The organism is Nocardioides sp., assembly GCF_030655615.1.
Taxonomy (GTDB): Bacteria; Actinomycetota; Actinomycetes; order Propionibacteriales; family Nocardioidaceae; genus Nocardioides.
Map to the genome: position 1 here is coordinate 1 of NZ_JAURVJ010000178.1, position 12371 is coordinate 12371.

Annotated in this window: 10 protein-coding genes, 1 tRNA gene and 2 pseudogenes; 7 read left to right on the forward strand and 6 right to left on the reverse strand. The window is 72.4% G+C overall.

Translation table 11 applies throughout. The annotated features are described in order from the left end of the window. Positions 1–199 (reverse strand): annotated as a pseudogene (locus tag Q7T52_RS14925) (NAD(P)-dependent alcohol dehydrogenase); the annotation flags it as partial. 134 nt (positions 200–333) lie between these two features. On the opposite strand from Q7T52_RS14925, the gene Q7T52_RS14930 reads away from it, so the two are divergent. Beyond that, entirely contained in the window at positions 334–1206 is an 873-nt protein-coding gene (locus Q7T52_RS14930) for a LysR family transcriptional regulator (RefSeq protein ID WP_304803840.1), read from the forward strand. Between the two features lie 6 nt (positions 1207–1212). Here Q7T52_RS14930 and Q7T52_RS14935 read toward each other — a convergent pair whose 3' ends face one another. Further along, positions 1213–1647: a hypothetical protein gene (locus Q7T52_RS14935; RefSeq protein ID WP_304803842.1), complete on the reverse strand. Its 435-nt coding sequence runs from the start codon at positions 1645–1647 to the stop codon at positions 1213–1215. 180 nt (positions 1648–1827) lie between these two features. Here Q7T52_RS14935 and Q7T52_RS14940 point away from each other — a divergent pair, with 180 nt between their 5' ends. Then, on the forward strand, positions 1828–2811 hold the full coding sequence (locus tag Q7T52_RS14940; protein WP_304803844.1) for a helix-turn-helix domain-containing protein: 984 nt from the start codon (positions 1828–1830) through the stop codon (positions 2809–2811). 10 nt (positions 2812–2821) lie between these two features. Here Q7T52_RS14940 and Q7T52_RS14945 read toward each other — a convergent pair whose 3' ends face one another. Beyond that, positions 2822–4981, reverse strand: a complete 2160-nt coding sequence (locus Q7T52_RS14945; protein WP_304803845.1) for a molybdopterin-dependent oxidoreductase — start codon at positions 4979–4981, stop codon at positions 2822–2824. Positions 4982–5175: 194 nt separating this feature from the next. Between Q7T52_RS14945 and Q7T52_RS14950 the strand changes: the two genes are divergently transcribed. Next, positions 5176–6327 carry a CdaR family transcriptional regulator gene (locus Q7T52_RS14950; protein ID WP_304803846.1) on the forward strand — a complete coding sequence of 384 codons (1152 nt, stop codon included), beginning with the start codon at positions 5176–5178 and terminating at the stop codon, positions 6325–6327. Positions 6328–6459: 132 nt separating this feature from the next. After that, positions 6460–7467: a TerC family protein gene (locus Q7T52_RS14955; RefSeq protein ID WP_304803848.1), complete on the forward strand. Its 1008-nt coding sequence runs from the start codon at positions 6460–6462 to the stop codon at positions 7465–7467. A gap of 131 nt (positions 7468–7598) precedes the next feature. Here the strand turns inward: Q7T52_RS14955 and Q7T52_RS14960 are convergent, their stop codons facing one another. Then, on the reverse strand, positions 7599–7751 hold the full coding sequence (locus Q7T52_RS14960; RefSeq protein ID WP_304803850.1) for a hypothetical protein: 153 nt from the start codon (positions 7749–7751) through the stop codon (positions 7599–7601). A gap of 171 nt (positions 7752–7922) precedes the next feature. On the opposite strand from Q7T52_RS14960, the gene Q7T52_RS14965 reads away from it, so the two are divergent. From Q7T52_RS14965 to Q7T52_RS14975, 3 genes are all read left to right on the forward strand, one after another. Next, entirely contained in the window at positions 7923–8762 is an 840-nt protein-coding gene (locus Q7T52_RS14965; protein ID WP_304803852.1) for a DUF1028 domain-containing protein, read from the forward strand. 189 nt (positions 8763–8951) lie between these two features. Further along, positions 8952–10571 (forward strand): helicase, encoded by a 1620-nt coding sequence (locus Q7T52_RS14970; RefSeq protein ID WP_304803854.1) that lies wholly within the window; start codon positions 8952–8954, stop codon positions 10569–10571. A gap of 75 nt (positions 10572–10646) precedes the next feature. Then, on the forward strand, positions 10647–11474 hold the full coding sequence (locus tag Q7T52_RS14975) for a class I SAM-dependent methyltransferase (protein ID WP_304803856.1): 828 nt from the start codon (positions 10647–10649) through the stop codon (positions 11472–11474). A 133-nt stretch (positions 11475–11607) separates the two neighbouring features. Here the strand turns inward: Q7T52_RS14975 and Q7T52_RS14980 are convergent. Both Q7T52_RS14980 and Q7T52_RS14985 read right to left on the reverse strand, forming a co-directional pair. Beyond that, a tRNA-Met gene (locus tag Q7T52_RS14980) sits at positions 11608–11681 on the reverse strand. Positions 11682–11745: 64 nt separating this feature from the next. Further along, positions 11746–12371: pseudogene (locus Q7T52_RS14985) on the reverse strand (hypothetical protein); the annotation flags it as partial.

Genomic DNA, 12371 nt, shown 5'->3' on the forward strand with positions numbered 1-12371 from the left:
GCCGCACGACCACGCCGGCGACGTCCTGGCCGGGCCGCCACCCCGCGGGCCGGGCCGCGAGGAGCGCGAGCTCGCCGCGGTTGACGGTCGACGCCTCGACGGCGACGACCACCTCACCGGGGGCCGGGTCGGGCTCGGACAGGTCGGTCCTGAGGTTGACCGCCAGCGGGTGGGACGTGTCGTTCACCAAGGCGTGCACGCGTGCTCCTCTCGTCGAGCCCCGTCGCGGTCGGGGGCGTGCCTCCAGCCAAGGGCGGCGGAGCGGTCGCATCAACGACCGGTCTGTCACGTCACCCATTCCCCGGAGGAATGAGTCGCGGCTACCGTGGGTCCGTGGAGCTCAGGCAGCTCGAGATGTTCCTGGCCGTGGTCGACCACGGACGGATGGTCACCGCGGCCGAGTCCCTGCACGTCGCCCAGTCGGTGGTGAGCAAGCAGGTCGCCCGGCTCGAGCGCGAGCTCGGACTCGTCCTGTTCGACCGGACCCGGCGCTCGGCCACGCTGAGCGCGGAGGGCGAGGGCTTCGTCCCGCTCGCTCGCGACGTCGTCCGGGCGGCCGAGACGGCGCGCGCCGCGGCCCAGGACCTCCACGCCATGCGGTCGTCGCGGCTGCGCGTCGGCACCAGCCGGGGCCTGGGCGGGCGCCTCGGCGACGTCCTGGCGGAGTTCCGCCTCGCGTGCCCCGACGTGCACGTCGACCTCGAGCCGCTCGGCACTCCCGCCAAGATCACCGCGTTGGCGCGCGGCCGCCTCGACGCCGCCTTCCTGCGCGCCCCCGACCTCGAGCTCCTCCGGCGCACCGGTCTGACGTGGCGGCCGCTGTGGGACGAGGAGCTCGTGGCGGTCGTGCCCGACGCCTGGCGCGGCCGTCCGCTCGACGACGTCGGGCGCGCCCTCGGCCTCGCTCGCACCCGTCGCGTGTCCAACCCCGGCGTGTGGGACCTGGTCGACGAGACCTGCCGGCGCCTCGGCTTCGACCCGCTGCCGGGACCGGGTTTCTCGAGCGTCGACGAGGTCGTCCACGGTGCGGTGGCGGGCGGCGAGGCCTGGACGGTCGTCTACCGCGGCCAGGCCCCCCTCGGCGCCGGCGTCGCGGTCCTGGAGGTCCCCACGGCACCCGCTGTGAGCACCGGGCTCGCCCTCGGCCCCTCGCCGGGCGCAGCGGCGCTCGCCCTGGCGTCGGCCGCGGAGGGTGTCTGGCCCTAGCCTCGGCTAGGCGGACCGATCGCGCGCGGCCGCCCGCGCGGCGATGCCCTCGTCGCTGCAGAACCCGGTCCCGCTGGCCTTGAGGCACAACAGCCCGAGGAGCTCGCCCCGCAGGTCGGTGACGGCCAGGCGTCGCCGACCACCGGCCACCATCTCGGCGAGCGCGACGTCGACCGGCGTGCCCTGGTGGACGGTCCGGCCGCCCAGGCGCGAGAGGGGCAGCGCCGGGTCCGGGCCTCGGGCCGACCCGACCAGGTCGGTCCGCTCGATCGTCCCGAGCAGGAGGCGCCGTCGTACGACGAGCAACAGGTGCCGGTGCGGGTCGTCGAGGGCGTCGTACGCCTGGGCGACCGTGACGGTCGACGAGTGGGTCGCGGGCCTGAGGACCATGACGTCGGCGACCGTGCGACCCGCGTGCGCGTCTCCCGTCGTCCTGGCCATGGGGCGATCATCGCCGACGTCGACGCCCCGTGGTCGACGCTGCGCGACAGGCTCTCGACGTCCGGCGCCAGGCCGGCGGCACCGAGCCGCGGGCGGCGCGTCCTTTACCGAGCCGTAACGGCACGACCCTGGCTGCCCGGCCTCCTGCGGCCTAGGGTGCTGGGCACGAGAGGACCTCTCATGACCAACGATGCTGGGCTCGTCGCCCGCGACGACGCCGACAACAAGGCGACCTGGGCCTCCATGCTGCGAGAGCACTTCGTCGCTCTCGACGTGGTCGAGAGCCCGACCGACGGGTTCCACGGCGACGTGTCGTCCTGGTCGCTGGGCCACCTGTCGCTCGCACGGGTGCGCTCGCTCCCCCAGGTCATCGACCGGTCCACCTCGCTGGTGCGCAGCGACCACCGCGCCTACCTCCAGGTCGGGCTGATGCGGGCGGGCCATGCCGTCGTCCAGCAGGACGGCCGCGAGGCGGTCCTCGGCCCCGGCGACTTCGTGGTCTACGAGACGACCCGCCCGTTCACCTGGTCGCTCCGTCCCGAGCCGGATGCGCCGATCTGGCAGCTCGACGTGTTCACGTGGCCGCGCGCGAGCATCCGGATCTGCGAGTCCGACTCCCACCTCGTGACCGCCACCACGATGGACGGTTCGTCCGGGCTCACCGCGATCCTCTCCCGGATGCTCCGCGACCTGATGGTCGAGCGCCCCGTCGTCGCCACGCCGCAGTCCGCGGCGCTCGCCGACGAGATCGGCAACCTGCTGACCGTGGTGACCAGCAGCGTCGCGACCCCCGAGGAGCGCCACCCCGACGCGACGCTGGTGTCACGGATCGAGCGCTACATCGACGAGCACCTCGACGACCCCGACCTCGCACCCGAGACCATCGCGCGCGCCCACGCCGTCTCCCTGCGCCAGCTGCACCGGCTCTTCGCCGCTCGCCAGCACACGGTCTCCCGCACGATCCGGACCAGGCGGCTCGAGATGTGCCGCCGCGAGCTGGTCGCGCCCTCCAGCGTGGGCCGCACGGTGAGCGAGATCGGGCGCCGGTGGGGGTTCCCCGACCTCGGGGTCTTCGGCCGCGCCTTCCGCGAGACCTACGGCGTCAGCCCGCGCGCCTACCGCAGCGGCGGAGGACCGCTGCCGACACGCTGGTCGGAGGACTGACCCGCCGAGGTCAGCTCGCGCCACCGACGATCTCCACCTCCACGAGCGTGTCGGAGAAGGTCGGCGCGTTGCCGAGGTCGGCGAAGGCCGTCGGGTTGAGCGAGGCTGGGGTCGCCAGGGCCAGCGCGTTCTTGCGCCAGTGGCCCATCGAGCTGACCGTGACCCCGGGCATCGTCGACGGGTCGACCTTGGCCAGCACGGTGAACGCCCCTCGGTCGTTGAACACCCGCACCGTCATCCCGGTCTCGATGCCGCGCTCCTGGGCGTCCTCGGGGTTGATGAGCAGCGCCGGCTCCTTCTGCACCTTGCGGTGGAAGTCGAGGTTGGCGTAGCTGGAGTTGATGAACGCGTGCGCCTTCGGGCTCAGCATGCTGAGCGGGTAGCGGGCCGCCAGGTCGCTGTCGCGGCCCTCGCGCGGGGCGATGTAGTGGGGCAGCGGGTCGACCGGCGTACCCGGCTGGTGGTCGTTGGACCCCTGCCGGAAGAGCGGGACGACGAAGTTGCCGCCCGCGGCGCCGGAGGAGTAGAACTCGACCTTCCCCGACGGCGTCGGGAACCCGCCCTCGGCGTGCGGCGCGTACTCGTCGGCCGACGGCACGTTGAGCCGCTGGAAGCCGAGCTCCTTCAGCGACTCGACCGTGATGCCCTCCATCGCGGGCGCCGTCCAGTCGAAGGCCTCGGCGATCATGTCGTCGTCGCTCCGCTGGAAGCACGGCTCCTCGAAGCCCATGGCTGCGGCCAGCCGCCGGAACAGCTCGGTGTTGGGGACCGCCTCGCCGAGCGGGGCGATCGACTGGTTGTTGTAGGTGACGTAGAGGTGGCCCCACGAGAAGTTGATGTCGGTCTGCTCGAGCTGGGTCGTCGCCGGGAGGACGATGTCGGCGTAGTCGGCGGTGTCCGTCATGAACTGCTCGCTGACGACGGTGAAGAGGTCCTCCCGCATGAGCCCGCGCACCATCCGCTCCTGGTCCGGGCAGACCACGACCGGGTTGGAGTTGTAGACGAACAGGGCCTTGAGCGGGGTCTCCAGGTCGAGGCCGCCGGTCAGGGCCTCGCCGAGCTGGTAGAGGTTGACCACCCTCGTCCCCGGGGTCTGCAGCTCGGGGTGCATGAACGCCGGCCAGTTGACGGGGAACGCCCACAGCGGCAGCTGCAGGATGCCGCCGCCCGGGTTGCGCCACGCCCCCACCAGGGCGGGCAGGCAGGCCAGGGCCCGGACCGTCTGCCCGCCGCCGGCGTGGCGCTCGACCGCGACCCCGATCCGGATCACCGAGGGCTGCGTCGTGGCGTACTCGCGGGCGAGCGCGTAGATGTCCTCGACCGGGATCCCGGTCTCCTGCGAGGCCCACTCGGGCGTGTACTGCTGGACGCGCTCGGTGAGCTCCTCGATGCCGACGGTGTGCTCGGCGACGTAGGCGTCGTCGGTGAGGCCCTCGTTGATGATGACGTGCATCATCGCCATCGCCAGGGCCCCGTCGGTGCCCGGGCGTATCGGGATGTGCCAGTCCGCGGCCTTCGCCGTACGCGTCCTGACCGGGTCGACCACCACGACCTTGGCCCCGCGCCTGCGGGCCTCGGCGATGTAGGGCCACAGGTGCAGGTTGGTGCTCATGATGTTGGCGGCCCAGATCAGGATGAACTTCGAGTGCACGAACGACTCGGGGTCCACCCCTGCCGAGTCGCCCATGGTCAGCACGTAGGCCGTGCAGGCGCCGGAGTCGCAGTAGGTCCGCTCTGCCACGGTGGCACCGAGCTTGTTGAAGAACGGGTCGCCGACGTTGAGTCCCTGCAGGATGCCCTGGGTCCCGAGGTAGTTGCACGGGATGATTGCCTCGGCACCGTGCTCGTCGATGATCGACCGGTAACGGTCGGCGACCTCGGTGATCGCCTCGTCCCAGGTGATCCGCTCGAACTCGCCGCTGCCCTTGGGCCCGGTGCGCCGCATCGGGTAGAGCACCCGGTCCGGGCTGTAGACCCGATCGAGGTAGTGGTCGACCTTCACGCACAGCCCGCCGTTGGTGTAGGGCATGGCCTTGTTGCCCGTGACGTCGGTCGCGACGCCGTCGTCCACCGTGATGACCATGGCGCACGTGTCCGGGCAGTCGTGGGGGCAGGCGCCGAGCACCTTCAGGGTGCTCGGGGTCGTGGTGGGCTCGACGGTGGCGGTCATCGGGGTCTCCTCGTCGGGGGCTGCGTGGCACCAGCGTGCCGACGCGGCGCCGGCGCGACTGGGCACTGCGTGCCGAGCAGTGCGCGCTCCGTGACGTCGAGCGGGAGACAGGCGGCGGCCAGCCGCCACGAGGCGGCCGTGGCAGGATGGCGGGTCCCTGGTCCGACTTCCGGATCTCGGCAACGGGAGGATGCATGCCGCGACTCGAGATGGTCGGCGCCGAAGCCGCACGCGACGCCGGGGGGATCGACCCCGGGCTGCTCGGCGACTTCCTCCCGATCGTCGTGGAGGCCGCCGCCTCGGGCCGCCGGCTGCGGCGACCGGAGCTCCGGGCCTGTGGCGAGCGCGGCGCCGAGGCCGCCCTGGTCGGCGTACCCCTGCGGGCGCTCGTCGACCTCTACCTCTCGGCGTGCTGGCGGCTGTGGGAGGAGCTCGACACCGGTTCGGACGCCGCACAGGTGCGCGCCGCCGGACTGGCGGTGCTGCGGGCCGCCGACGACGCGGTGGCCGCGCTGGCCGAGGGCTTCCAGCTCGCCCGCAACGACCTGTCTCGCCAGCAGGAGTCGACCCGGCGCGACGTGTTCGACGTGCTCCTCGCCGGCGGCCCGCCCGCGGTCGAGGCGACCGGCCGGGCCGCCGACCTCGGGCTCGACCTCACCAGCCCCCACGCCGTCCTGGTCGCCCGGCACGACCTGACGTTCGACCACCCGTCCCTGACGTCGGTCCCCCGCCGTCTCGAGAGCGTGCTGAGCGGTCGCCACGGCGACACCAACCCGCTCGTCGCGACCAAGAACGGCCTGCTGGTCTGCATCTTCGCCGCGCCGGACCAGCAGAGCGTCGCCCTGGTCGGGGACCGGCTCGCCGCCGTCATCGACGCGGTCGCGGCTCCTCCGGGATCGGGTCCGGGTCGGGCCTGGCAGGCCGCCATCGGGCGGACCCGGCCCGGTGCGGCCGCGGTGCGGGTGTCCTACGAGCAGGCCGGCAGCGCCCTCGACCTGGCGGACCGTCTCGGCCTCGACGACGCCGTGGTCGACTCCGGCACCCTGGTGGTCTACGAGATGCTGCTGCGCGACCGGGCCGCCATCGACGAGCTGATCGAGGCGGTCCTGGGGCCGCTCCGGGCCGCGCCCGGCAGCGCTTCGGCGATGCTTGAGACCCTCGAGGCCTACTTCGCGAGCGGTGGGGTCGCGACGACCACCGCCGCCCGTCTCAACCTGTCGGTCCGTGCGGTCACCTACCGGCTCCAGCGCATCGGCGACGTGCTCGGCCTCGACCCCACCGATCCGGCGCACCGCTTCACCCTGCACGCCGCGGTCCTCGGGGCCCGGCTGCTGAACGCCTTCTGAGGGAGCACCACCGACGATGTTGCCGGATGTCGGCAACATCGGGCCGAGAAGTCGTCCACCATCCACCCTCGTTCGCGGGCCCCGTGTCGACAAGACTCGAGGAGTACTCAGACCACCTCGAAGGAGACACTCGTGCACGACGTACCCGTCTGGCTGTGGGGCGTATTCGCCGCCACCGTCGTCATCGCCCTGGCCATCGACCTGCTGGCCCACCGCGACGCCCACGTCATCGGCTTCAAGGAGGCCGCCCGCTGGAGCGTGGGCTGGGTGGGACTCGCCATGGTCTTCGGCGTCGTCGTCTTCGCCGTGGTCGGCCGTGACGCCGGCGTCGAGTACACGACCGCCTGGTTGCTGGAGAAGAGCCTCTCGGTCGACAACCTCTTCGTCTTCGCGTTGATCTTCGGCTACTTCAAGGTCCCCGCGCAGTATCAGCACCGCGTGCTGTTCTACGGCGTGATCGGCGCCCTGGTGTTCCGCGGCATCTTCCTGGCGCTCGGCGTCGCCGTCGTCAGCCAGTTCACCGCGATCCTCTTCGTCTTCGCCGCGATCCTGCTCTACAGCGCCTACAAGCTCATCAAGGGCGATGACGACGACTACGACCCGAGCACCAGCCTGGCCCTGCGCATCATGCGCAAGTTCGTGCCGATGAGCGACGAGTACCACGGCACCAAGTTCTTCATCAAGGAGGCCGGCAAGCGCGTCGGCACCCCGATGCTGGCCGTCGTGGTCGCCATCGAGGCGGCCGACCTGCTCTTCGCCGTCGACAGCGTGCCCGCCGTCCTCGCGGTGAGCGACGACGCGTTCATCGTCTACACCTCCAACGCCTTCGCCATCCTCGGCCTGCGGGCGCTCTACTTCCTGCTGTCGGGCCTGCTCGACCGGTTCCACTACCTCGGCACCGGCCTGGCCCTGATCCTCGCATTCATCGGCGTCAAGCTGATCCTGCAGGCGGCCCACAAGACCATCGACACCTCCATCCCGGAGATCCCGTCGCTGATCAGCCTCGGCGTGATCGTCGTGGTCCTGGCCGGCTCGGTCGGACTCAGCTTCCTGAGGCCGAAGGCCGAGGAGGACAGCGGCGCGGAGACCGGCGAGGACGAGACCGGCCACGACGAGACCGCCAAGGTCGAGTCGAGCTGATCCAGCCCCACGTCGGACCTCAGGCCGGGCCAGGTGCCCGGCCTGAGGCCTTCTCGGTTCCGGGGGCGACCAGGTCGAAGATCCGTGTCATGACGCGACACGGATCGACGACCTAGTCGGCCCCCTCGCGGTCAGACGGACGGGTGGTCGTCGTCGTCGCGGCAGCCCACGAAGACGCGGACCCGGCCGTCGGTGGACCGACCGACCCGGGGTCCCAAGGGCGCGCCGCAGGTGGCGCAGCGCCCGTAGAGCCCGGAGAGCACGCTCTCGGGGGACGGGGACACAGGACTCCCTTGCAAGGGGCGGGGCGGCAGCACGGCAGGCCCTTACCCCCGGCCCCGGGTGCCGAACCTCGGAGCCGTGTGGACCCGGCCACAGGCTCTTACGGCGCGGGGGCCAGGTCCCGACGGCCGACGTGGCCCCCGACAGCAGTCGGACGACCTACGATCTGCGCCATGACGTTCTCGATCGTGGCCCGCTCCGCCGACGGCGAGTCCTGGGGCGTGGCCGTCGCCTCGAAGTTCTTCTCCGTCGGGTCCGTCGTCCCCGCCGCCTCGGCCGGCGTGGGCGCGGTGGCCACCCAGTCGATGGCCAACACCGCCTACAAGGCCGCGGCCCTGGCCCGTCTGAGCGAGGGAGCGACGGCCGCCGACGTGCTCCAGCAGCTGGTCGACGAGGACGACGGACGAGACGACCGACAGCTGGGCATCGTCGATCGCGAGGGCCGGGCCGCGACGTACACCGGAGCGTCGTGCGTGGACTACGCGGGTGGCGTGACCGGTGACGGCTACGCGATCCAGGGCAACATCCTCGAGAGCGAGGAGGTCGTCAGCGCGATGGAGTCGGCCTTCGTCGCGAGTGACACCGCGGCTGCGCTGGCCGACCGGCTCATGGCGGCGCTACGCGCGGGCGACGCGGCGGGAGGCGACGCGCGGGGTCGACAGTCGGCGGCCCTGCTCGTGGTGAGGGACGGAGCGGGGTTCCTGGGCGGCGACGACGTCGAGGTCGAGCTGCGCGTGGAGGACCACCCCGACCCCATCGTGGAGCTCGGTCGGTTGGTCGACTACCACCGGCAGCTCTGGACGGGGAGCGCCGTCCCCGAGGACGAGCGGACGCCGGACACCCCCGAGCTGCTGGCCGAGCTCGACGCCCGGGCTCGAGCCCTCGGGCACCGGGAGCTCGTGATGTGGATGAGCGTCAACAACTACGAGCTCCTCGGCGGCGTGGACTGGACGGCCACCCGGGTCGTCGAGGAGCTGCGGGCGGCCACGCCGGACTGGCGAGCGGACGCGTAGGCAGCGCGCCTGCGCGTACGGCGGCGCTGGGCGAGGCAGCACCGCGTGAGGCCGATGCCTCGGTAGCGTCCGGGGGTGGCCAGTCCTCGCCGATCCGGTGCTCGTCGGCGCAGCACGTCATCACGCCGCAGCGGGGCCCGACAGCCGCAGCGGCCGCTCCCGGCCACCGGGCCCGGAGAGCGGCTGTGGGTGCTCGACGTCCCCTACGGCACCCAGGTCGAGGGCGCCACCTGGCACCAGGCGGTCAAGACCCACCTCCACGTCGGGCGCGCCCTGCCGGCACGCCTCGCACCCTACGCTCCGGGCCCCTTCACGCTGGGCCGGTTCATCGAGAACACCCTCAACCCCGACGACCCGACTCCTGCGCCGGAGCCGACGGACGCGTTCGAGCCCCGCCGGATCCAGTTCGAGGCGGCCGACGCGATCGCGGCACGCGCCGCGGCGGGCGGACGTCAGTTCCTGCTGGCCGACGAGCCCGGCGTGGGCAAGACGATCTCCGCCGTCCTCGGCGCGACGGCGGTGGGCGACCTGCGCGCCGCGGCACGGGTGCTCGTCGTGGCCGACCGGCCGGCCGCGATCACCGTCGGCCACTGGTGCCGCACAATCGCGGCGCTGGGCGACGGGGGTCTGGAGTGGGTCGTGATCACGTGGGACCGCCTCGAGAAGGTCAAGGACCACCAGTGGGACGTGATCATCGCCGACGAGGCCCACGCGCTGCGCCGTACGACGACGAAGCGGTGGAAGCTCTGGGCGAGGATCTCCGGTCACGGTCGGCCCCACGACAAGGCGCCGTTCGTCATCGCGACGACCGCGACGCCCGGACACACCCCGCTCGAGCTTCCCTACCTCGCTCCCGCCTTCTCGCAGGTGCTCGGCGAGCCGATGCGGGAGTGGACCTCGGCGACCCAGCCCGGGACCGCGTTCGCCACCGCCCTCGAACGCCACGGCGTCGAGGTGGAGCAGGGGCGCCACGGCGCGACCTGGACCACCGACCCGGCACGACGCGCCGCTGACCTCAAGCTGGTGCGCGGCTGGCTCGCCGACGAGCGGCCGCCGGCGATGCTGCACCGGGCCGCGCCATGGGGGCCGGTGCCGATCTCCGGGATGCCGGTGGCGCTGACTCCGGGCGAGCGGACGGCCTACGAGGCCGAGTGGGGAGAGTTCTGTCGGGAGTTGGAGCTCGCACGCCGCGGCCGCAACGTCGCGAAGGGTCGGAGCGCCCTGCTGCGCTTCCGGCAGAAGGCCGGGCTGATCCGGGTGGACTCGACGGTCGCCTGGATCGCCCAGCAGGTCGAGTCCGACCGGCAGGTGGCGTGCTCGGTCGAGTTCGTCACGACCGCCGCCGACCCGATCGCCGACCGGCTGCGCGACTCGGGGATCGACGTGGCCACGATCTACGGCCGCGACCGGTTCGACCCCGAGGCCGAGCGGCTCCGGTTCCAGACCGGACAGGCGAAGGTCTGCGTCTTCACCACGGTCGCCTCGATCAGCCTGCACGCCGGCGAGACCCTCGCCGAGGGCCGTCAGGCGAGCACCGAGCCGCGGGTGGGGATCTTCCACCAGGCCCGCTTCTCGGGCATCGCTGCCCGGCAGGTGACCGGTCGCACCCACCGCGACCACCAGGTCTCGCCGTGGCACGTCGCCTACGCCGAGGGCACCGTCGAGGAGCAGGTCGGCAAGGTGATGGTGGAGCGGATCGCCGCCGCCTCGGAGACGGTGGGAAGCGACACCACCGGCCTCACCGACCTCGCGGAGCTCCTCGGAGCCGACTGGCTGCCACCCACCACCCTGACCGAGGACAGCACCTGACCGGGCCCGGCGCAGGGAGACGCCCGGGCACGCGGATGCGGGCGTGGCGGGGGCGGACGGGAGTACGTTGACGGCATGGTCGACGACCACGGGGTGAGGGGCGACGCGCACTTCGTCGGGCCGATCCCCGACGTCTACGAGCGCCTCCTCGTACCGATGATCTTCGAGCACGCAGCCACGAGCCTGGCGGCTGTCGTCGCCCAGAGCGCCGCGAAGGACATCCTCGAGACCGCGGCCGGCACGGGCGCACTCACCCGGGCCCTGGTCGACCGGTGCCCCGACGCGACCATCACCGCCACCGACCTCAACCAACCCATGCTCGACGCGGGTGTGGCCCGGACCCCCGCGGGTGCGCACGTCGCCTGGCAGCAGGCCGACGCGCTCGACCTCCCCTTCGAGGACCACACCTTCGACGCGGTGGTCTGCCAGTTCGGGGTGATGTTCTTCCCCGATCGCGTCCGCGGCTACCGGGAGGCCCGTCGGGTCCTCCGACCAGGCGGGTCCCTCGTCTTCAACGTCTGGGACAGGATCGAGAACAACGAGGTCCCTCACGTGATCCAGTCCGCGCTCGTCGAGGCCGCACCGGACCACCCGCTCACGTTCATGAGTCGTGCCCCGCACGGCTACTTCTCGCTGCGCCAGATCCGGGACGACCTGGCATGTGCCGGCCTGCCGGACCCCACCATCACGACCGTCGACGCAACCGCCAGGACCAACGCGGCCGAGGCCGCGACCGCCTTCTGCCACGGCACACCGCTCCGCGCCGCGATCGAGGATCACGAGACGCTCACGCTGTCCGAGGCGACTCGCATCGCGGAACGAGCGCTGCTGCGTCACTTCGGCAGCGGTCCGGTCGTCGCGCCCATCCGATCCTTCGAGGTGGTGGCGAGGCCGACCACCTGAAGGCGACCAGGCACCGCAGAGCGCGAGAGGGGTAGCCACGCGGCGTCGTCGTACGACGGAACGCTGCGGCGTACGCAAGAGGCGGTTCCCGGATGACTCCGGAAACCGCCTCTGACCTGCATCTTCGTACTTGTAGCGGGGGTAGGATTTGAACCTACGACCTCTGGGTTATGAGCCCAGCGAGCTACCGAGCTGCTCCACCCCGCGTCGGTGAAGTGAACGTTACCGGACCACGCACGGCCGCCCAAATCCGGGTGCCGCGACCTCGCGATCAGCCCTCGCCGGGCGTCGCGACGACGTCGGGACGCCAGTGCCGCACGGCGTGCGTGAACCCCACGGGGTCGACGACGCGGCGGTCGATCTCGAGCGGACCGAGGCCACGCCGCAGGAAGACCATCGACCAGTCGGAGCTGGTCGGCTCGGAGCGGACCTCGATGACCGTGGCGTCGCTGCTGAGGTCGAAGGTGCGGCGCAGGTCGCCGAGCCGGATGTTGAGCACCCCGCGCTCGAGGCGGACCTCGGTGGAGCGGCCGCCGAGGAAGATGACGACGAAGGCGGCCAGGAGCATGACGAACAGCGGCAGCAGCAGGACCGCCGACATCCCCTCCCCGATCAGGAGTCCGGCGACGGTGAGCGCAGAGACACCGGCCACCGCGGTAGCGACGAGGACGGGCACCCGGTGGGAGCGCGCGTCGACGTAGGAACCCGACGGCAGGGGCGCCGTCGACGGCGACGCGGGCTGGGTCAGCGGAGCCGGGAACGCAGCGGTCTGGAAGGCCGGCGGGGCGACCGTGGATCGCGGCGCCGTGTCGCGGGGCGGGGGCGGGAGGACCGCCGCCGGCTCAGGCTCCTCGGGTGCCGCGTCGGCCGGCGGAGCCGCGGGCGCCTGCTGGTCGG

Bases quoted from the DNA above. Each gene is read 5' to 3' on its own strand.
- Q7T52_RS14940 (WP_304803844.1), top strand. From the start codon at position 1,828: ATGACCAACGATGCTGGGCTCGTCGCCCGCGACGACGCCGACAACAAG.
- Q7T52_RS14975 (WP_304803856.1), top strand. From the start codon at position 10,647: ATGGTCGACGACCACGGGGTGAGGGGCGACGCGCACTTCGTCGGGCCG.
- Q7T52_RS14945 (WP_304803845.1), bottom strand. From the start codon at position 4,981: ATGACCGCCACCGTCGAGCCCACCACGACCCCGAGCACCCTGAAGGTG.
- Q7T52_RS14935 (WP_304803842.1), bottom strand. From the start codon at position 1,647: ATGGCCAGGACGACGGGAGACGCGCACGCGGGTCGCACGGTCGCCGAC.
- Q7T52_RS14950 (WP_304803846.1), top strand. From the start codon at position 5,176: ATGCCGCGACTCGAGATGGTCGGCGCCGAAGCCGCACGCGACGCCGGG.
- Q7T52_RS14965 (WP_304803852.1), top strand. From the start codon at position 7,923: ATGACGTTCTCGATCGTGGCCCGCTCCGCCGACGGCGAGTCCTGGGGC.